General features: G+C 72.6%; 17 protein-coding genes and 1 pseudogene. 4 read left to right on the top strand and 14 right to left on the bottom strand.

Annotated elements, in window-relative coordinates; all coding sequences use genetic code 11:
* Positions 1–23: 23 nt before the first annotated feature.
* The gene (locus JE024_RS25980) at positions 24–1,667 is read left to right on the top strand and encodes an alkaline phosphatase D family protein (RefSeq protein ID WP_205375902.1); all 1,644 of its coding nucleotides are present in this window, start codon (positions 24–26) and stop codon (positions 1,665–1,667) included.
* Positions 1,668–1,717: 50 nt separating this feature from the next.
* Here JE024_RS25980 and JE024_RS25975 read toward each other — a convergent pair whose 3' ends face one another.
* Complete coding sequence (locus JE024_RS25975; RefSeq protein WP_205375901.1) at positions 1,718–1,864, bottom strand: hypothetical protein; 147 nt, start codon at positions 1,862–1,864, stop codon at positions 1,718–1,720.
* On the opposite strand from JE024_RS25975, the pseudogene JE024_RS25970 reads away from it, so the two are divergent.
* Positions 1,793–2,110: pseudogene (locus tag JE024_RS25970) on the top strand (M43 family zinc metalloprotease); the annotation flags it as partial. The gene JE024_RS25975 and the pseudogene JE024_RS25970 overlap by 72 nt on opposite strands.
* Positions 2,111–2,178: 68 nt before the next feature.
* Here JE024_RS25970 and JE024_RS25965 read toward each other — a convergent pair.
* Positions 2,179–2,757, bottom strand: coding sequence for a dienelactone hydrolase family protein (locus JE024_RS25965; protein ID WP_205375900.1), 579 nt, complete (start codon positions 2,755–2,757; stop codon positions 2,179–2,181).
* A gap of 108 nt (positions 2,758–2,865) precedes the next feature.
* Between JE024_RS25965 and JE024_RS25960 the strand changes: the two genes are divergently transcribed.
* Positions 2,866–4,035, top strand: coding sequence for a mechanosensitive ion channel family protein (locus JE024_RS25960; protein WP_205375899.1), 1,170 nt, complete (start codon positions 2,866–2,868; stop codon positions 4,033–4,035).
* 53 nt (positions 4,036–4,088) lie between these two features.
* On the opposite strand, the gene JE024_RS25955 is transcribed toward JE024_RS25960, so the two are convergent.
* The 5 genes from JE024_RS25955 to JE024_RS25935 form a co-directional block, all read right to left on the bottom strand.
* Positions 4,089–5,675 carry a Na+/H+ antiporter gene (locus JE024_RS25955; RefSeq protein WP_205375898.1) on the bottom strand — a complete coding sequence of 529 codons (1,587 nt, stop codon included), beginning with the start codon at positions 5,673–5,675 and terminating at the stop codon, positions 4,089–4,091.
* A gap of 218 nt (positions 5,676–5,893) precedes the next feature.
* Complete coding sequence (locus tag JE024_RS25950) at positions 5,894–6,373, bottom strand: GNAT family N-acetyltransferase (protein ID WP_205375897.1); 480 nt, start codon at positions 6,371–6,373, stop codon at positions 5,894–5,896.
* Positions 6,370–7,311 (bottom strand): RluA family pseudouridine synthase, encoded by a 942-nt coding sequence (locus JE024_RS25945; protein ID WP_187740015.1) that lies wholly within the window; start codon positions 7,309–7,311, stop codon positions 6,370–6,372. The genes JE024_RS25950 and JE024_RS25945 overlap by 4 nt, the downstream gene beginning before the upstream one ends.
* A gap of 17 nt (positions 7,312–7,328) precedes the next feature.
* A complete protein-coding gene (lspA, locus tag JE024_RS25940; RefSeq protein WP_205375896.1) occupies positions 7,329–7,889 on the bottom strand; it encodes a signal peptidase II in 561 nt (186 codons plus the stop codon).
* 248 nt (positions 7,890–8,137) lie between these two features.
* A complete protein-coding gene (locus JE024_RS25935) occupies positions 8,138–8,986 on the bottom strand; it encodes a TraR/DksA family transcriptional regulator (RefSeq protein ID WP_205375895.1) in 849 nt (282 codons plus the stop codon).
* Positions 8,987–9,562: 576 nt separating this feature from the next.
* On the opposite strand from JE024_RS25935, the gene ileS reads away from it, so the two are divergent.
* Complete coding sequence (gene ileS, locus JE024_RS25930) at positions 9,563–12,715, top strand: isoleucine--tRNA ligase (protein WP_205375894.1); 3,153 nt, start codon at positions 9,563–9,565, stop codon at positions 12,713–12,715.
* Between the two features lie 506 nt (positions 12,716–13,221).
* Here the strand turns inward: ileS and JE024_RS25925 are convergent.
* The 7 genes from JE024_RS25925 to JE024_RS25895 all read right to left on the bottom strand — a co-directional run bounded on the left by JE024_RS25925 (position 13,222) and on the right by JE024_RS25895 (position 19,258).
* On the bottom strand, positions 13,222–14,352 hold the full coding sequence (locus JE024_RS25925; RefSeq protein WP_205375893.1) for a DivIVA domain-containing protein: 1,131 nt from the start codon (positions 14,350–14,352) through the stop codon (positions 13,222–13,224).
* A gap of 49 nt (positions 14,353–14,401) precedes the next feature.
* A complete protein-coding gene (locus JE024_RS25920; protein WP_018848748.1) occupies positions 14,402–14,698 on the bottom strand; it encodes a YggT family protein in 297 nt (98 codons plus the stop codon).
* A 70-nt stretch (positions 14,699–14,768) separates the two neighbouring features.
* The gene (locus tag JE024_RS25915) at positions 14,769–15,374 is read right to left on the bottom strand and encodes a cell division protein SepF (RefSeq protein WP_147990296.1); all 606 of its coding nucleotides are present in this window, start codon (positions 15,372–15,374) and stop codon (positions 14,769–14,771) included.
* Between the two features lie 124 nt (positions 15,375–15,498).
* Positions 15,499–16,218 carry a YggS family pyridoxal phosphate-dependent enzyme gene (locus JE024_RS25910; RefSeq protein ID WP_205375892.1) on the bottom strand — a complete coding sequence of 240 codons (720 nt, stop codon included), beginning with the start codon at positions 16,216–16,218 and terminating at the stop codon, positions 15,499–15,501.
* A complete protein-coding gene (gene pgeF, locus JE024_RS25905; RefSeq protein ID WP_205375891.1) occupies positions 16,215–16,964 on the bottom strand; it encodes a peptidoglycan editing factor PgeF in 750 nt (249 codons plus the stop codon). Before pgeF ends, JE024_RS25910 begins: the two co-directional genes overlap by 4 nt.
* Positions 16,961–18,160 carry a cell division protein FtsZ gene (ftsZ, locus tag JE024_RS25900; protein WP_205375890.1) on the bottom strand — a complete coding sequence of 400 codons (1,200 nt, stop codon included), beginning with the start codon at positions 18,158–18,160 and terminating at the stop codon, positions 16,961–16,963. Before ftsZ ends, pgeF begins: the two co-directional genes overlap by 4 nt.
* A gap of 285 nt (positions 18,161–18,445) precedes the next feature.
* Positions 18,446–19,258: a cell division protein FtsQ/DivIB gene (locus JE024_RS25895; protein ID WP_205375889.1), complete on the bottom strand. Its 813-nt coding sequence runs from the start codon at positions 19,256–19,258 to the stop codon at positions 18,446–18,448.
* Between the last annotated feature and the right edge of the window lie 3 nt (positions 19,259–19,261).

Raw genomic sequence — 19,261 nt, 5'->3', positions numbered from 1 at the left:
ACCGATCAGTAGTCTGATCGGCCGTGACCAGTCGATTTTCCTCAACTCCCCGTCGCCGCACGGTCGTCAAGGCCGTCGCCGCCACCGCTGCCGCCGCGCCCGTCGCGCTGGCCCACGCCGTCCCGGCCACCGCCGCGGACCTGGCCCCCGCCTTCCTCCACGGCGTCGCATCGGGCGACCCGCTGCCCGACGGCGTCCTGCTGTGGACCAGGGTCACCCCCGGCCCCGACGCCCTCCCGGGCTCCGGCCGGGGCGCGGACACCCCGGTGCGGTGGGAGGTGGCCGAGGACAAGGACTTCACCCGGGTCGTCGCCCGGGGTGACGTGACCGCCCGCGCCGCGGGCGACCACACCGTCAAGGCCGACGTCCGCGGGCTGCGCCCCGCGACCGTCTACCACTTCCGCTTCTCCGCGGGCGGCGCCGTCTCCCCCGCCGGGCGCACCCGGACCGCCCCGGCGGCCGACGCGGCTGCCCCGGGCATCCGCTTCGGCGTGGTGTCCTGCGCCAACTGGGAGGCCGGCTTCTTCTCCGCGTACCGGCACCTCGCCGCGCGGGCAGACCTGGACGCGGTCCTGCACCTCGGCGACTACATCTACGAGTACGCGGCCGGCGGCTACCCGTCCGGCGGCGGCGTCCGCGCGCACGAGCCGCGGCACGAGATCGTCACGCTCGCCGACTACCGCACCCGGCACGCCACCTACAAGACCGACCCCGACCTCCAGGCGCTGCACGCCGCCCATCCGGTCATCGCGATCTGGGACGACCACGAGATCGCGAACGACGCCTGGGCGGGCGGCGCGGAGAACCACACGCCGGGCACGGAGGGCGACTGGGCGGCCCGCGCCGCGGCGGCCCGGCAGGCGTACTTCGAGTGGATGCCGGTCCGCGCCTCCACCGAGGGCACCGTCTACCGCAGGCTGCGCTTCGGCAGGCTGGCCGATCTGCACCTGCTGGACCTGCGCACCTTCCGCTCCCAGCAGACCAGCATAGGCGACGGCGACGCCGACGACCCGGAGCGCACCATCACCGGCCGGGCCCAGCTCGACTGGCTGAAGGCGGGCCTCGCCGGCTCGGACACGGCCTGGCGCCTGGTGGGCACCTCGGTGATGATCTCGCCGGTCGCCTTCGGGTCGCTGCCGGCCCATCTGCTGGGGCCCCTGGTGGAGTTGCTCGGTCTGCCCAAGGAGGGCCTGGCCGTCAACGTGGACCAGTGGGACGGCTACACCGACGACCGCCGGGAGCTGCTCGCGCACCTCACCGCGCACGCCGTCCGCAACACCGTCTTCCTCACCGGGGACATCCACATGGCCTGGGCGAACGACGTCCCGGTGCAGGCCGCCACCTACCCCCTGTCGCGTTCCGCCGCGACCGAGTTCGTGGTCACCTCGGTGACCTCGGACAACCTCGACGACGTGCTGAACGTCGCGCCGGGCACGGTCTCGCTGGTGGCCCAGGCCGCGGTGCGGGCGGCCAACCGCCATGTGAAGTGGGTGGACATGGACGGGCACGGCTACGGCGTGCTCGACGTGACGTCCGAGCGCACGCAGATGGACTACTACACCGTGTCCGACAAGACGAGGCGGGACGCGACGGCCGCCTGGACCCGCTCGTACCGCACGCTGAGCGGCACCCAGAAGGTCGAGCGGGTGAACCAGCCGGTGCGCTAGGCCACCCGCACCGTCGATTCTCGGCCAGCCCTCGAGCTGTTGACGCATGATCACGCCCCGGTGACGGGCGGGGTGTTCCGCGGCACCGATGCGGACACACCGCCCGGCGCCCGGCGCCCCTGCGTGACGGCCGGCTGCCCGGCGGCTCCGCCGCCGACGACGACGAGGGCGACACCGGAACCCACGAAGCCAGCCACTGGATGGGGCTCCACCACACGTTCCAGGGCGGCTGCAATGGCAACGGGGACTACGTCAGCGACACCCCGGCCGAGAAGAGTGCCGCCTACGCCTGCCCGACGGGTCGTGACACCTGCACGTCGAAGACGGGCGCGGACCCGATCCACAACTTCATGGACGACACCTACGACGCCTGCATGTACCAGTTCACCTCCGGCCAGGTGCAGCGCATGAAGGACCACTGGACCGCGTACCGCGCGGGCTGATCCCACCCCGGGGCACGGTGCCGCACACAGCGGCGCCGTGCCCGGCGGCGTTCCGGCGGCCGGGTGCGTCAGCCCTCGTCCAGCGAGTCGAGGAAGGCGAGGGCGATCCGCCAGGTCCGCTCCGCCGCCGCCTCGTCCCAGTCGTCCAGCCCCGGGTCGGTGTACAGGTGCCCGGCGCCCGCGTACCGGTGGATCTCCACGTCGGCGCCGGCCCGCTGCATCCCCAGGTACCAGGTGTTCAGCCAGTCGTCCGACTCCGCCGGGTCCGGGTCGGCGACATGGAGCTGGACGGGCAGCCCGTCCGTGTGGGCGTCCTCCGGAAGGTCCGAGGTCCCGTGCAGGAGGAGCAGGCCGCGGGCCTTCTCGTCGCCGAGGGCGAGGTTCTGCGCGATGGCGCCGCCGAGCGAGAAGCCGGCGTAGACGAGACCGTCCTCCGAGTACGGCGCGGCGGCCGCGACCGCCCGGCGCAGCAGCTCCTCGTGACCGATCCGCTCCGTGATCTCCCGGCCCTCGTCGCCCGAGTCGGTCGTTTGCCCGTCGTACAGGTCGGGCACGCGCACTTCGTGCCCGGCGGCCCGCAAACGGTCGGCGGCGGCGTGCACCGCAGGCCGCAGCCCGTAGCTGGAGTGGAGGAGAACGATGTTCATCCGGCCATCCTGCCAGGGCCCCGGGCACGACCGCGGCTCCGGCCGTGCGCGGGCCGCCCACCGGGGCGCCGCGTGCGAGGAGCCTTCCCGTCACGGAGTCAGGGAGACATGGAGAACGTACTGCGCCCGCTGATCGTCCTCGGCGGCTCGGTGCTGCTGACGCTCTGCGTCGGCTGGGCCGTCGATCTGGTGCTGCGCCGCGCCGACGCACGCCACCCGGAGACACCGCTGTGGGGTCTGCTGCGCCGCTGCCGGCTGCCCCTGCAGGTGGTCCTGCTCGGCGCGATGCTGCGCGCCTCCTACGGTGAGATCCGCCACCCCCTCGTCGTGGACTACCGGGCGGGGATCGGTCATGTGCTCTCGCTGGTGCTGATCGCGGCGAGCGCCTGGCTGATCGTCCACATCGCCTCCGCCGCCGTGGAGTCCACCTACGCCCGCTACGCCTCCGCCACCAGGGACGCGGCCCGGGTCCGCCGGGTGCGCACCCAGGTGACGCTCATCATGAGGATCGTCACGGCCGTGGTGGCCGTGGTGGCGGTCGCGGCGATGCTGCTGACCTTCCCCGGCATGGAGAAGATCGGCACCTCGATGCTGGCCTCCGCGGGCATCATCGGCATCGTCGCCGGTGTCGCGGCGCAGTCGACGCTGGGCAACCTCTTCGCCGGCTTCCAGATCGCCTTCGGCGACATGGTCCGCATCGGGGACACCGTCGTCGTCGACGGCGAGTGGGGTGTGGTCGAGGAGGTCACCCTCACCTTCCTGGCGGTCCGCACCTGGGACGAGCGCCGGATCACCATGCCCGTGTCGTACTTCACGGGCAAGCCGTTCGAGAACTGGTCGCGCGGCGGCGCCCAGATGACCGGCACCGTCTACTTCCACCTGGACCACTCGGCGCCGCTGCCGCTGATGCGGGAGAAGCTGCGCGAGATCCTGGAGGACTGCGCCGCGTGGGACCGCCGGGACTGGAGCCTCGCGGTCACCGACACCACCCCGAGCACCATCGAGGTGCGGGCCGTGGTCACCGCGAAGGACGCCGACGACATCTGGACGGCCCGCTGCACGGTGCGCGAGCAACTGCTCGCCTGGCTCTGCGAGAAGCATCCGTACGCGCTGCCGCGGGTGATCACCTCCCCGGCGGCCGAACGGCCGGCGGGCCGCCCGGCGGGCCGTGTCGGGGCGCCCCGCCCCTCCGAGGTGCACAGCAACAACTCCGAGGAGTACCTGTCCGCCGACACCGCCGCGTCGAACGGCGAGGCCCCCCGCACCGGCCGCGGCTGACGCCGCCGGCGGGGGCCCGGGGGCGTTCGCGCGCGTCCGGGCCGTCCCGCGCCTCAGCGCAGGCTGCGGACGTCGAGGTGGTGCAGCACCCGGTCGACGACCTCCGGGTCGACGCCCGGTTCGCTGCGCGCCGCGAGGACCTCGTGGCGGGCGGCCGACAGCATCTCCCGCTGGATGCGCTGCACGGTCGCGAACCGCTCGACGCGCTTGGCGAACCACTCCCGGCGCTCGTCGTCGACGATGTCCGGGCTGATCCTCGCCCCGATGTCGAAGGCGCCGCGCAGCAGCCGCTCGCTGGCCTCCTCGGGCAGCTCCTCCGTCTCCTCGATCTCCCGCAGCCGGTGCTTCGCCGCCTTCGCGGCACGCACCGCGAGGCTGCGCTCCAGCTCCCGCTCGGCCCCGGCGTCGGCGCGCACGCCGAGCCGTTTCACCAGCCACGGCAGGCTGATGCCCTGGCACACCAGGGTGACCATGATCACGGCGAACGCGATGAAGACGATCTCCCCGCGCTTGGGGAACTCGTCGCCCGCCTCCGTCGTGAGCGGGATGGCGAGGGCCAGCGCCACGGAGGCGACGCCCCGCATCCCCGCCCACCACAGCACGACGGTCTCCCGCCAGCTCGTCGGCACGTCCTCGTCGTAGTCCCGCTTCCGGTGCAGGCGTTTGGCGAGCCAGGCCGCCGGCAGCAGCCACGCCAGCCGTACGCCGACGACGACGGCGACCACCACGGCGCTCCAGCCGATCAGTTCGCCGAGATGGCCCTCCGCGGTGCCGAACACGTTGTGCAGTTCGAGGCCGATGAGGCCGAAGGCGATCCCGGTGATCAGGGTGTCCAGGATGTCCCAGAAGGTGTTCCCGGCCAGCCGGCCCATCACGTCGTCGGCGTCGGCGGTGTGCTCGGCGAGGTAGAGGGCGCAGGTCAGCACGGCCAGCACGCCGGAGCCCAGGAGTTCCTCGGCGAGCACGTAGGCGGCGAACGGCACCATCACGGTGAGGCCGGTCTGCAGGGTCGGGTCGCCGAGCAGGCCCATCACCTTGTTGGAGACCCAGCCGAGCGCGAGGCCGACCGCGACGGCGACGACCGCCGACAGCACCAGCTCGCCCGCGGCCCGCCCGAAGGAGAACTCACCGCTCACGGCCGCCGCGATCGCCACGTGGTAGAGCACGATGGCGGTGACGTCGTTGAACAGCCCCTCGCCCTCCATGATCGACACCAGCCGCCGGGGCAGCCCGAGCGATCCCGCGACCGCCGTGGCGGCGACCGGGTCGGGCGGTGCCACGAGCGCGCCGAGCGCGACGGCGGCGGCCACCGGGAGCCCGGGCACCACGGCGTGGGCGGCGGCGGCGACCGCGGCGGTGGTCACGAAGACCAGGGCGACGGCGAGCAGCAGGATCGGCCGGGCGTTGGCGGCGAACTGCCGCCAGGACGTCCGCTGGACGGCGGCGTAGAGCAGCGGAGGCAGCAGCAGCGGCAGGATCAGATCGGGCGGCACCTCGATGTTCGGCACGAACGGGAGGAAGGCCAGCACGATGCCGCCGAGCGTCATCAGCACCGGTGGCGGCAGCCCCAGCCGGCGGCCCAGCGGTACGGTCACCACCGCCCCGAACAACAGCGCGAACAGCAGCGCCAGTTGGTCCACGGTGCGTCCTCCGGCGGCTCGGAACCTCGGCGATCGAGGTCCCAACCCTGCCACGGGGCCCGCCCGAACCCGGCGCGACGCCACCGCGCCCCGGCGGCGGAGCCCCGCAGGTCACCCGCGGCGGTGCGCGCAAGAGGCGCCGCACAGGTCACCCGCGGCGGTGCACGCAAGGAGGCGCCCCGCGGATCACCCGCGGCGCCCGCGGCCCCGGGCCCGGCTCAGTCGTCGAGCGCGCGCCGCATCGAGCGGTGCGGGATGCCCGCGTCCTGGTACTCCTCGCCGTACGCCACGTACCCGAGGCGCTCGTAGAAGCCCAGCGCGTGCGACTGCGCGTGCAGGTCGACGGCACGGAGCCCGCGCTCGCGGGCCGCGTCCTCGATCGCGCCGACCAGGGCCACCCCGATGCCCAGACCGCGGGCGTCCCGGGTCACCGCGAGACGGCCGAGCGAGCCGACGGCGAGGTCGCCGCCGGTGCGGTCCGCGGCCGCCGGTCCGTGCAGCAGCCGGCCGGTGCCCAGCGGCACCCCGTCGTCGCGGACGGCGAGGACGTGCACGGTGCCGGTGTCCTCGGCGTCGAGGGCGTCGTACTCGATCTCCTCGGGCACCCGCTGCTCCGCGACGAAGACCTCCTTGCGGACCGCGAAGCACGCCTCACGGTCGGCCGGGCCGTCCGCCACCCGAAGGCTCCAGCCGCTCACGCGCTCTCCGCCGCGATCTTCTCCAGCGCCTGCTGGAGGTCGTCGGGGTAGTCGCTGGCGAACTCGACCCACTGCCCGTCGGCGGGGTGCTCGAAGCCGAGGCGCACGGCGTGCAGCCACTGCCGCGTCAGCCCGAGCCGCTTGGCCATCGTGGGGTCGGCGCCGTAGGTGAGGTCGCCCACGCAGGGGTGCCGGTGGGCGGCCATGTGCACCCGGATCTGGTGGGTGCGGCCGGTCTCCAGCTTGATGTCGAGCAGCGAGGCCGCCCGGAACGCCTCGATGAGGTCGTAGTGGGTGACGGAGGGCTTGCCCTCGGCCGTGACGGCCCACTTGTAGTCGAGGTTCGGGTGCCGGCCGATGGGTGCGTCGATGGTGCCGCTGAGCGGATCGGGGTGGCCCTGCACCAGCGCGTGGTAGCGCTTGTCGACCGTCCGCTCCCGGAACTGCTGCTTCAGCAGGGTGTACGCGCGCTCCGACTTGGCGACCACCATCAGCCCGGAGGTGCCGACGTCGAGCCGGTGGACGATGCCCTGGCGCTCGGCGGCGCCGGAGGTGGAGATCCGGTAGCCGGCCGCGGCCAGGCCGCCGATCACGGTCGTCCCCGTCCAGCCGGGGCTCGGGTGGGCGGCGACGCCGACCGGCTTGACGATCACCACGATGTCGTCGTCGTCGTGGACGATCTCCATGCCCTCGACGGGCTCGGCCACGATCTGCACGGGCGCGGGCGCCTGCGGCATCTCGACCTCGAGCCAGGCGCCGCCGTGCACCCGCTCGGACTTCCCGACGACCGACCCGTCGACCTGCACCTTCCCGGCAGCGGCCAGCTCGGCCGCCTTGGTGCGGGAGAAGCCGAACATCCGGGAGATGGCGGCGTCGACGCGCTCGCCCTCCAGGCCGTCGGGTACGGGCAGGGTGCGGATCTCGGGAAGGGTACTCACCCGTCGAGTATGCCTTGTCAGTCCTTGTGGACCGTCCCGTCGGGGTCCAGGCCCTTGAACGACAGCAGCACGATGAGGATGCCGCCGCAGACGATCGCCGAGTCGGCGAGGTTGAAGACCGCGAAGTGGGCCGGCGCGATGAAGTCGACCACGGCGCCCTCGAAGACGCCGGGCGAGCGGAAGATGCGGTCCGTGAGGTTGCCGAGCGCCCCGCCGAGCAGCAGACCGAGCGCGATCGCCCAGGGCAGGCTGTAGAGCTTGCGGGCGAGCCGGATGATCACGACGATCACGGACGCGGCGATGAAGGTGAAGATGATCGTGAAGGCCTCGCCCATGCCGAACGCGGCGCCCGGGTTGCGGACCGCCTCGAACCTGAGCAGATCGCCGATGATCTCGATCGGCGCGTGGTGCTCCAGCTTCTCGACCACGATGATCTTGCTGATCAGGTCGAGCAGATAGGCCACCACCGCCACCGTGAACAGCGCGAGGATCCTGCGCCTGCCCTTGGGCTGCTCGGCCGGCTCCGCCGTCTCGTCGTCACCATCCGGCGTACCGATGATGCGCTCCGCCTCTGCCACGTGAGTCCCTCAACCTAGGTGCCTGACAGCGGGCCGTCCGGCGGACCGGGCCGCTGCCGGGACGGGCCCGCGCGGTCCGGGCCCCGTGAGGCGCCGACGACGTGCCGCACCGCGCCCCGGCGTCCCGGGCGGCAGGGCCGCCGGGGCGCGCCGGTGGCGCGGCGAGGTGTCGTGCGGGCGTCACGGTCCGGCGGATCACCGGCCGGACAGGGTCCCTGCGCACGAGGGTACGGCACACCAGTGCGGCATCAGCCCCGGCGTTCCTGCTTCTGCTTGCACTCCACGCACAGCGTCGCGCGGGGGAACGCCTGCATCCGGGCCTTGCCGATCGGGTTTCCGCAGCTCTCGCAGAGTCCGTAGGTGCCGGCGTCCAGCCGTTCCAGCGCCCGCTCGGTCTGCTCCAGCATCTCGCGGGCGTTCGCGGCGAGGGCCATCTCGTGCTCGCGGGTGATGTTCTTGGTGCCGGTGTCCGCCTCGTCGTCGCCCGCGCCGTCGCCGGAGTCCCGCATCAGCCCGGCCAGCGCGCTCTCCGACGAGGTGATCTCGGCGGTGAGCCGGACCGCCTCGCTCTCCAGGTCCGTGCGCGCCTCGTCCACCTCGGCGGCGGTCCAGGGGTCCTCCCCCGGACGGACCGCCAGCTCACCGGGCGCCGTGGCGGCCGCCGCGCGGGCCGTGGGCACACCTGCGGCACTCCTGGCCGCGGTCTTCTTGGTTCCCACCGTCCTGGCTCCTGTCTGCTTCGCGGCCGCCTCGGCGGCCTGCTCGGTGGCCGCCGGGGCGGAGGCCACCGCGGTCGTGGGCGGACTCTTCTTCGCCGCGGTCCTGCCCGGCGCCGCCTTCTTCGCGGCCCCCGCCGCCGCGGTCTTCGCCGGCGCCTTCTTCGCGGGCTTCTTCACAGCCTTCTCGGCGGCCTTCGCCGCCTTCTTCGCCGCCTTCTTCGCCGGGGCCGCCGCCGTCTTCCCGGCGGCGGTCCTCTTCGCCGCCGCCTTCTTCGCGGCAGCCTTCTTCGCGGTCCTCCCCGCGCCCTCCCCGGCCGGCGCGGGACCGGCGGCGGAACGGGAGTGCGCCGGTGTGTCGGCGGTCTTCTTCGCCACCATGGCCGCGGCCCCTTCACATTTTGTGATCTTGCTCGCGAATCGTGCTGGGACGATAAATCGACACCAGCCCGGCGGCAACGGGGCACGCCGCCGGTGGGGCCCGGTCACGGCTGCGGGATGCCGGGTCTGCATCCGTTGTGCCCAGCTCCCCGCCCCGTAATCCGCCGCCGGGGAGCGCGGCGCGCCCCCGCGCCCCCCGGGCGGCATTCGGGTCAACGCCGCCGCCCCCGCCGGCGGCCCTCCCCACGCCCCCGCCGTGCCCGGAAATGCGGTCCGCGACGAGGGCGCCGGGCCCTTACACTGGGCGCAGCGAAAGGCATGGATGGGGACCAGTAGCGTCGTACGCAGCCATGAGCGACCCGGGGACGGTGAGAGCCCGGGGGCGAGCGCGAGGCGAAGCATCACCCCGGAGCCGCCGGAAGAAAGCCGCCCAGGCGAGTAGAACCGGCATCGCGACCCCAATGAGGGGGTCCGGGGCCTGCGGGCCCGGGGCCAAGGAGGGTGGTACCGCGGGAGCGCAGCGTTCGGCTCTCGTCCCTCCGACGGAACAAGCGAGATGTCCGCCGGAGGAGACCGATGACGCCGCCGCAGTACCGCCAGGTACCCGCCCAGGTAGACCTGCCCGCGCTCGAGCACGCCGTGCTCGACTTCTGGCGCGAGGGCAAGATCTTCGCCAAGACCCTGGAGCAGTCCGAGGGACGCCCCGAATGGGTCTTCTACGAAGGTCCGCCCACGGCCAACGGCATGCCCGGCGCGCACCACATCGAGGCCCGCGTCTTCAAGGACGTCTTCCCGCGCTTCCGCACCATGCGCGGCTACCACGTCGCCCGCAAGGCCGGCTGGGACTGCCACGGCCTGCCGGTCGAGCTCGCCGTCGAGAAGGAGCTCGGCTTCTCCGGCAAGAAGGACATCGAGGCGTACGGCATCGCCGAGTTCAACGCCAGGTGCCGCGAGTCGGTGACCCGGCACACGGACGCGTTCGCCGAGCTGACGACGCGCATGGGCTACTGGACCGACATGGACGACCCCTACCGGACGATGGACCCGGACTACATCCAGTCCGTGTGGTGGTCGCTGAAGCAGATCTTCGACAAGGGCCTGCTCGTGCAGGACCACCGGGTCGCCCCCTGGTGCCCGCGCTGCGGCACCGGCCTGTCCGACCACGAGCTGGCGCAGGGCTACGAGACGGTCGTGGACCCGTCGGTCTACGTGCGCTTCCCGCTGACCTCCGGCCCGCTGGCCGGCGAGGCGGCCCTGGTGGTGTGGACGACCACCCCGTGGACGCTGGTGTCCAACACGGCGGTCGCCGCCCACCCCGAGGTCACCTACGTGGTGGCGCGCCGCACCGGCGACGAGGACTCCGAGCGGCTGGTCGTCGCCGAGCCGCTGCTGGAGAAGGCGCTCGGCGAGGGCTGGGAGGCGACCGGGCAGTCGTTCACCGGCGCCGAGATGGAGCGCTGGACGTACCAGCGGCCCTTCGAGCTGGTGGAGTTCCCGGCCGCCGAGGCGCACTACGTGGTCAACGCCGAGTACGTCACCACCGAGGACGGCACGGGTCTGGTCCACCAGTCCCCCGCGTTCGGTGAGGAGGACCTCAAGGTCTGCCGCGCCTACGGGCTGCCGGTCGTCAACCCGGTCCGCCCCGACGGCACCTTCGAGGAGGACGTGCCGCTGGTCGGCGGCGTCTTCTTCAAGAAGGCCGACGAAGCGCTGACCGCCGATCTCCAGGCGCGCGGGCTGCTGTTCAAGCACATCCCGTACGAGCACAGCTACCCGCACTGCTGGCGCTGCCACACGGCGCTGCTCTACTACGCACAGCCGTCCTGGTACATCCGCACCACCGCCGTCAAGGACCGCCTGCTCGCGGAGAACGAGGCGACCAACTGGTTCCCCGACTCGGTGAAGCAGGGCCGGTACGGGGACTGGCTGAACAACAACATCGACTGGGCGCTCTCCCGGAACCGCTACTGGGGCACGCCGCTGCCGATCTGGCGCTGCGAGGACGACCACCTCACCTGCGTCGGCTCGCTCGCCGAGCTGTCGGAGCTGACCGGCGCCGACCAGTCGGGCCTCGACCCGCACCGCCCGTACATCGACGACGTCACCTTCGCCTGCCCGCAGTGCTCCGCCACCGCGACGCGCGTCCCCGAGGTCATCGACGCCTGGTACGACTCCGGTTCGATGCCCTTCGCGCAGTGGGGCTACCCGTACAAGAACAAGGACGTCTTCGAGAAGCGCTACCCGGCGCAGTTCATCTCGGAGGCCATCGACCAGACCCGCGGCTGGTTCTACACGCTGATGGCCGTCGGCACGCTGGTCTTCGACAAGTCCTCGTACGAGAACGTGGTCTGCCTCGGGCACATCCTGGCCGAGGACGGCCGCAAGATGTCCAAGCACCTGGGCAACATCCTCCAGCCCATCCCGCTGATGGACCAGCACGGCGCCGACGCGGTCCGCTGGTTCATGGCGGCCGGCGGCTCCCCGTGGGCGGCCCGGCGCGTGGGCCACGGCACGATCCAGGAGGTCGTGCGCAAGACCCTGCTGACGTACTGGAACACCGTCGCCTTCCAGGCCCTGTACGCCCGCACGTCCGGCTGGGCGCCCTCGGCGGCCGACCCGGCGCCCGCCGACCGGACGGTCCTCGACCGCTGGCTGCTGAGCGAACTGCACGCGCTGGTGGACCAGGTGACCTCGGCGCTGGAGGCGTACGACACCCAGCGCGCCGGGAAGCTGCTCTCGGCGTTCGTCGACGACCTGTCCAACTGGTACGTGCGCCGCTCCCGCCGCCGCTTCTGGCAGGGCGACAAGGCGGCGCTGCGCACCCTCCACGACGTCGTGGAGACCGTGACGCGGCTGATGGCCCCGCTCACGCCGTTCATCACCGAGCGGGTGTGGCAGGACCTGGTCGTCCCGGTCACCCCGGACGCCCCCGAGTCGGTGCACCTGTCCTCGTGGCCGGTCGCCGACCTGGACGCGATCGACCCGGCGCTGTCGCAGCAGATGGTGCTCGTGAGGCGCCTGGTGGAGCTGGGACGGGCGACGCGGGCGGAGTCCGGCGTCAAGACCCGCCAGCCGCTGTCACGCGCCCTGGTGGCCGTCTCCGGCTTCGAGACCCTCTCGCCCGAGCTGCACGCGCAGATCACCGAGGAGCTGAACGTCTCCTCGCTCGCGTCGCTCTCCGAGGTCGGGGGCTCGCTGGTCGACACCACGGCGAAGGCCAACTTCCGCGCGCTGGGCAAGCGTTTCGGCAAGGGCGTCCAGGACGTGGCGAAGGCCGTCGCGGCCGCGGACGCCGCCGCGCTCTCCCTGGCGCTGCGCTCGGGCGAGGCGACGCTGGAGGTCGGCGGCGAGACGATCACCCTCTCCCCGGAGGAGGTCATCATCACCGAGACCCCGCGCGAGGGCTGGTCCGTCGCCTCGGACTCGGGCGCGACGGTCGCCCTCGACCTGGAGATCACGCCGGAGCTGCGGCGCGCGGGTCTGGCGCGTGACGCGATCCGCCTGATCCAGGAGGCCCGCAAGAACAGCGGCCTGGACGTGGCGGACCGGATCGCGCTGCGCTGGTCCTCCTCGGACCCGGAGGTCGCCTCGGCCCTGGCCGACCACGCGTCGCTGATCGCGGACGAGGTGCTGGCGACGGACTTCGCCGAGGGCGAGGGGGACGGGGCCTTCGGCCCCGGCTTCACGGACGAGAGCCTCTCCCTGACCTTCCGCCTCCACAAGGCCTGACGCCCCCGGCGTCCCGAGGGCCCGGCAGCCTCCGCTGCCGGGCCCTCGCCCGTCCCTGGCCACCCCAGCCCGACCGGCCACCGGACGACGCCGCCGGCCACCCCAGCCCGACCGGCCACCGGACCACGGCGCCGGCCACTCCAACCCGTCCGGCGATTGAGGACACGGCGCGCAGCGACGTACCCCACCACCCGGGGCCAGGCACCCCGAAAACCCCACACCCCCCGGCAGGGGCTCCGCCCCCACACCCCCGCGCCTCAAACGCCGGCGAGGCCGAGAAGTCGCCGGCCCACCCGCCTATCAGGCCGAGAGGCCACCGACCCACCCGCCTCCCAGGCCGAGAGGCCACCGACCCACCCACGAGACCGCAAGGTCACCCACGCGCCCAGGCACAAAGATCGCCCGCCGCGCGGCTCCCCGGGGGACGCGCAAAAGGGCCGGGCCCGGAGCACTGGTGTGCTTCCGGGCCCGGCCCTGTGGTCTGCCGACCAGTCACGCGCGCGGCGTCAGTTGTCGTCCTCGTCGATCAGAAAGCCCCGCATCGGCGACGGCGCCTGCTGCATCGGCTGCGGCGCCTGCGGCCGCACCGGTGCCATCGGCTGGGTCATCGCCGGGGACATCTGCTGCTGGCCGCCGTACGAGGGGCCGGACGGCGAGGGGCCGTGGCCGCCCATCGTCTGGTTGCCGCCGTAGGACGGGGCGCTCGCGCCGGCCGGTGCCATGGAGGGCGCCGGGGACGGCGGGAGCGACGCCGCCGCGGGGGCGCGCGGCGGGGCCAGCGAGTCGTCGGCCTGGGTCTCCAGCTGGCGGAGCTGCGACTCCAGGTACGACTTCAGACGGGTGCGGTACTCGCGCTCGAAGCCGCGCAGGTCCTCGACCTTGCGCTCCAGCGTCGCGCGCGCGGACTCCAGGGAGCCCATCGCGACGCGGTGCTTCTCCTGGGCGTCCCGCTCCAGGGCGTCGGCCTTGGCGCGGGCGTCGCGCTCCAGGCCCTCGGCGCGCGAACGCGCCTCGCCGACGATCTTGTTGGCCTCGGAGCGGGCCTCGGCGATCGCCTGGTCGGCGGTCTGCTGGGCCAGCGAGAGCACACGTGCGGCACTGTCGCCGCCGGGGCCCTGACCCATCGGGCCCTGCCCCATCGGACCCTGACCCATCGGACCCTGGCCCATCGGGCCGGGACCCTGGGGGCCGCCGTGACCCATGGGGCCACCCATCGGACCGCCCATGGGGCCGCCCTGCATCGGACCGGGGCCCATGGGGCCGCCGGGGCCCTGCGGGCCGCCGTGGCTCGGACCGGCCGGCAGCTGGGGAGCACCACCGGGCAGCTGGGGCGGACCCATCTGCGGGGGCTGCTGCTGAACCGGAGGTCCGGATATGGCGGCGGGCACGGGAGCGCCGGGACCGCGGCCGTCCTGCGGCTCCGGCGGTTTGCGCATGCCCTGCTGCTGCTGGTTCTGCGCGGCCGCACGGGTCGCGGCGGCCAGCTTGGCCCGCAGGTCCTCGTTCTCGCGGAGCAGGCGGGTCAGTTCGGCTTCGACCTCGTCGAGGAAGGCATCGACCTCGTCCTCGTCATAGCCTTCTCGGAGGCGGACGGTCGTGAACTGCTTGTTCCGCACGTCCTCGGGGGTCAGCGGCATCTCTTCTTCACCTCTACGTAGTCGTCGGCAGTCGGCAGGACCGTATCGCTCACATCGAGCTCCCCACGCCGCGGACGACGGAGATCAGGATGTAGACGATGATCATCAGAACGAAGAAGGACAGGTCGAGTGCCACGCCCCCGAGACGCAACGGCGGGATGAACCGCCGAAGAAGCTTGAGCGGTGGATCGGTGACAGTGTAGGTGGCCTCCAGAACGACCACCATCGCCTTGCCGGGTTGCCATGAACGTGCGAACTGGAAGACGTAGTCCATGACCAGCCGGAAGATCAACACGACCAGGAAGCACATCAGCGCGATGTAGATCACTTGTAGTGCGACGCCCATCCCGCGCTTCCCTCTCCCCTGGTCTTTCGTGTTGCCGGCCGTGCGGCCGGGTCGTTCCCGGAGTCTTTCCTCAGCTCTGGTTGAAGAATCCGCCCTCTGCGATGCGGGCCTTGTCCTCAGCCGTGACATCGACGTTAGCAGGCGACAACAGGAACACCTTCTGCGTCACTCGTTCAATGCTGCCATGCAGGCCGAAGACGAGTCCCGCGGCAAAGTCGACAAGTCGCTTCGCGTCGGTGTCGTCCATCTCCGTGAGGTTCATGATCACCGGGGTGCCCTCACGGAAGTGTTCCCCGATGGTACGGGCCTCGTTGTAGGTCCGGGGGTGCAGCGTGGTGATGCGGTAGGGCTCCCGCTCGGACACGGCCTTGGGCATGATCACCGGTGCGTTCTTCTCCAGGCTCGGACGTTCAGGTGTGATGGATGCCACGGGGGCGATGCGCGCCGGGCGCGGGCTCTCGACCGGCAGGGCGATGGGCTCGCGCGGTGCGGGCGGGGCGGCCACGCGGACCGGCTCCTCCCGCTCGATCTGGTGCGGGGGTGCGTGCCGCCGGTGGTCGCGCTCCGGCTCGGGCTCGGGTTCGAAGTCGTCATCGGGGTCGAAGCCCCGGCCGTCGTACCCATCGTCCTCCACGAGGCCGAGGTAGACCGCCATCTTGCGCATAGCGCCGGCCATTCTCTGAGTCCTCCGCTCTGTGGTGGATCGGCATTCGTCACCAAGTGCCCGTATCCACGCGGCCCGCCCCGCTTTCGACGGGAATGACCATATTTTCTACTGTGGTCCGACTTGCTTCGCGACGTTACCGGAGCCTCGGTCGGACTCCGAGTACCGCGGTACCGACGCGCACATGTGTCGCTCCGGCTGCCACGGCCTGCTCGAGGTCCGCACTCATCCCTGCTGACACCATGTTCGCAGCCGGATGGGTCGCGCGCAGGCCGGATGAGAATTCCATCAGCTGCTCGAACGCCGCCTGTTGCCGCCCCGCGAAGGGGCCGGCGAGCGGCGCGACGGTCATCAGTCCGCCGAGCCGCAGCCCCGGCGCGGCGGCCACCGCGCCGGCCAACTCCTCGATGCGGTCCGGCGCGACGCCCCCGCGCTCGCCCTGCTGCCCCGACTCGGCGTCGAGCGCGACCTGGACCAGGCAGTCGATCTCGCGTTCCGCCCGGACCGCGGCGGCCGAGAGGGCGGAGACGAGCTTCGGGCGGTCGACGGACTGCACGACATCGGCGTAACCCGCCACGGAACGGACTTTGTTGGTCTGGAGCTGACCGACGAAATGCCAGTGGATGTCCAGATCCGCGCAGGCCGTCGCCTTCGGCGCCGCGTCCTGGTCGCGGTTCTCCGCCATGTGCCGCACCCCGAGTCCGTGCAGGATCCTCACATCGGACGCCGGGTAGGTCTTGGTGACCACGATCAGGGTCACCTCGCCGCGGTCGCGGCCTGCGGCGGCGCAGGCGGCGGCGATCCGCTCCTCCACCCGGGCCAGGTTGGCGGCGAGTTCGGTGCTGCGGTCCGTCATGACTCTTCCCGGCCTTCGAGCCAGACGTATCCGGCGAGCCGCCCGGTGGTCCGGTCACGGCGGTACGAGTAGTGGTCGCGCGATTCCAGGGTGCAGATCCCGGACGCGCGGCGGTCGGTGACGCCGAGCGCGGCGAGCTGGGCGTGCACCGCCGCGGTCACGTCGACGGCCGGGGTGCCCCAGCTCGTCTCGGACCATGCGGCCGGTTCCGCTTCGGCGACATCCGCCCGCATCTGCTCGGGAACTTCGTAGCAGCGACCGCAAACGGCCGGGCCGGTGCGGGCGATGATGCGTTCCGGTTCGGCACCGAGACCGGTCATCGCCCGGACCGTGGCCGGCACGATGCCGGCGACGGTGCCGGGCCGTCCCGCGTGGGCCGCGGCGGCGACGCCCGCCACCGGGTCGGCCAGCAGGACGGGGGCGCAGTCCGCGGTCAGCACCGCGAGCGCCAGTCCCCGCCGGGCGGTGACGACACCGTCGACGGAGGGGACGGGCGCGTCCCCCCACGGGCCGTCGACCACGGCGACGTCCCTGCCGTGCACCTGGTTCATCCAGACGACCAGCTCCGGGTCGAGGCCCAGGGCCCGTGCCGCGACGGCACGGTTGGTCCGCACGGCGTCCGGGTCGTCGCCGACCGCGCCGCCGAGGTTGAGCTCCTCGTACGGAACGGCGCTCACCCCGCCCCACCTGTCGGTGAAGGCGAAGTGGGCGCCGCTCGCGTGTATCGCGTCGTGCTCCACGGTCACTTCAGGAAGTCGGGGACATCCAGCTCTTCGGCCTGGGTGTCGTACGGGCGGGCCGAGGGGACCTGGGGCGGGGCCGAGGAGACCGCGTCGCCTGCGACGGGGGCGGGCTCGGGCGCCGGGGGCTCCTCGCGCACCGGCACGGTGCCCAGACCGCTCGCCGGGCGCACCGGCTCGGGGCGCTGCGGCGGGGCCTGCTCCTCGCGCTTGGCCGAGGCCGAGCCGATGACGTTCTCCCGGCGGGTCGGCGGCTGGCCGCCGTCGAAGCCGGCCGCGATGACGGTGACCCGGACCTCGTCGCCGAGCGCGTCGTCGATGACGGCGCCGAAGATGATGTTGGCCTCGGGGTGGGCGGCCTCGCTGACGAGCTGGGCGGCCTCGTTGATCTCGAAGAGACCGAGGTCGCTTCCGCCGGAGATGGAGAGCAGCACGCCGCGGGCGCCGTCGATGGACGCCTCCAGCAGCGGGGAGGAGATGGCCATCTCCGCCGCGGCCACCGCGCGGTCGTCGCCGCGGGCGGAGCCGATGCCCATCAGGGCCGACCCGGCCTCGGACATCACGGACTTGACGTCGGCGAAGTCGAGGTTGATCAGGCCGGGGGTGGTGATGAGGTCGGTGATGCCCTGGACACCCGACAGCAGCACCTGGTCCGCGGACTTGAACGCGTCCAGGACGCTCACCTGGCGGTCCGAGATGGACAGCAGGCGGTCGTTGGGGATCACGATGAGGGTGTCGACCTCTTCGCGGAGCTCGGCGATGCCGTCCTCCGCCTGGTTGGCGCGCCGGCGGCCCTCGAAGGTGAAGGGGCGGGTGACGACGCCGATGGTCAGTGCGCCGAGCGACCGGGCGATGTTGGCGACCACGGGGGCGCCGCCGGTACCGGTGCCGCCGCCTTCGCCCGCGGTGACGAAGACCATGTCGGCCCCCTTGAGGACCTCCTCGATCTCCTCGCGGTGGTCCTCTGCCGCCTTGCGGCCGACGGCCGGGTTGGCGCCGGCGCCGAGGCCCCGGGTGAGTTCGCGGCCGACGTCGAGCTTGACGTCGGCGTCGCTCATCAACAGCGCTTGCGCGTCCGTGTTGATCGCGATGAACTCGACGCCTTTGAGACCGACCTCGATCATTCGGTTGATGGCATTGACACCACCGCCGCCGACACCGATGACCTTGATGACTGCGAGGTAGTTCTGCGGTGCTGCCACGTCGAAGGCCTCTCGCCTCGAGTTACGTGTCGACGCCTCGCGGGACCGCGGTGCGACGACTGATGTCGAATGGGGACGGCCCGACCAGCCCGGCTGCCGACCCGAACCCTAACGGTGAAGTTTAGGGTTATCAGTGTGTCTGTTCCCTGGACTCTTCCGAACAGGACACTAAGTCGACACGAGGCGCCCGTTCAACGAACACGCCGAACCTCCCGTTTTTCTTTTCACCCTATGTGATCACGCCTCGCGATGCCCAACCAGGGTGCTGGCCTGGGCAGATGCGCGTCAACTCCCCGCCACGGCAGGGGCGGTGGGGGCGCTCACATCGAACTGACGCGCACCGGGAGACGCTTTCATCAGCGCTCCGAGTGTGCGAGCCTTCGCCGCGCCGTGCTCGGAACTCCCCCACAGCACCCGCCGGTCCCCCGTCAGCCGCAGCGAGATGTCGTCGTAGGACCGCACTTCCAGCGCGGTCGTCTCGCGGACGACCCGGGCGGGCAGATCGCCCCGCACGGTCACCGCCTCGGCGAGCAGCCGGCCGGCCGTGAACCGTGCGGCGCCGGGCGATCCGGCGAGGTCGAGGCGCACCAGGGGGACGCCCCGGGGCGCCTTGTCCACCGTGGCGAACTGCACACCCTCCGCGTCGACTTCGGCGAACCGGGCGCCCTTCTCCAGCAGCAGGACCGGGACGCGCTCGGTGACCTTCAGCTCGATGGTGCCCGGCCAGGACCGGACGGCCTCGACGGAGGCGATGCGCGGCAGCCCGGCGAGCAGCCGTGCCTCGACGGCGTCGGTGTCGACGGAGACCATCGGCTCGCCGACCGGGACCGCCGCCACCTCCTCGACCTGGCGGGCGGTGAGCACCCCGGTGCCCGTCGCCCGCACCTCCTCGGTGCGCAGCCACGAGGAGCCGTAGAGGACCCACAGGAGGCCGGCGGCGAGGAGCGCGGCGGCGGCGAGCCCGATCAGCGCGCGCCGGACGAGCAGCCGCCGCCGGACGGCGGGGTCCTGGCCGGACGGGCCGGACGGCCCGGCGGGTCCGGTCGACCCGTCGGGAGGGGTGTCAGCACCGCGCTCGGCGGTGGTCGGTCCGGCCACGCT

Source organism: Streptomyces zhihengii, from assembly GCF_016919245.1.
GTDB classification, from domain to species: domain Bacteria; phylum Actinomycetota; class Actinomycetes; order Streptomycetales; family Streptomycetaceae; genus Streptomyces; species Streptomyces zhihengii.
The sequence above is the reverse complement of the archived record's forward strand: the minus strand, read 5'-3'. Positions and strand labels throughout refer to the sequence as shown.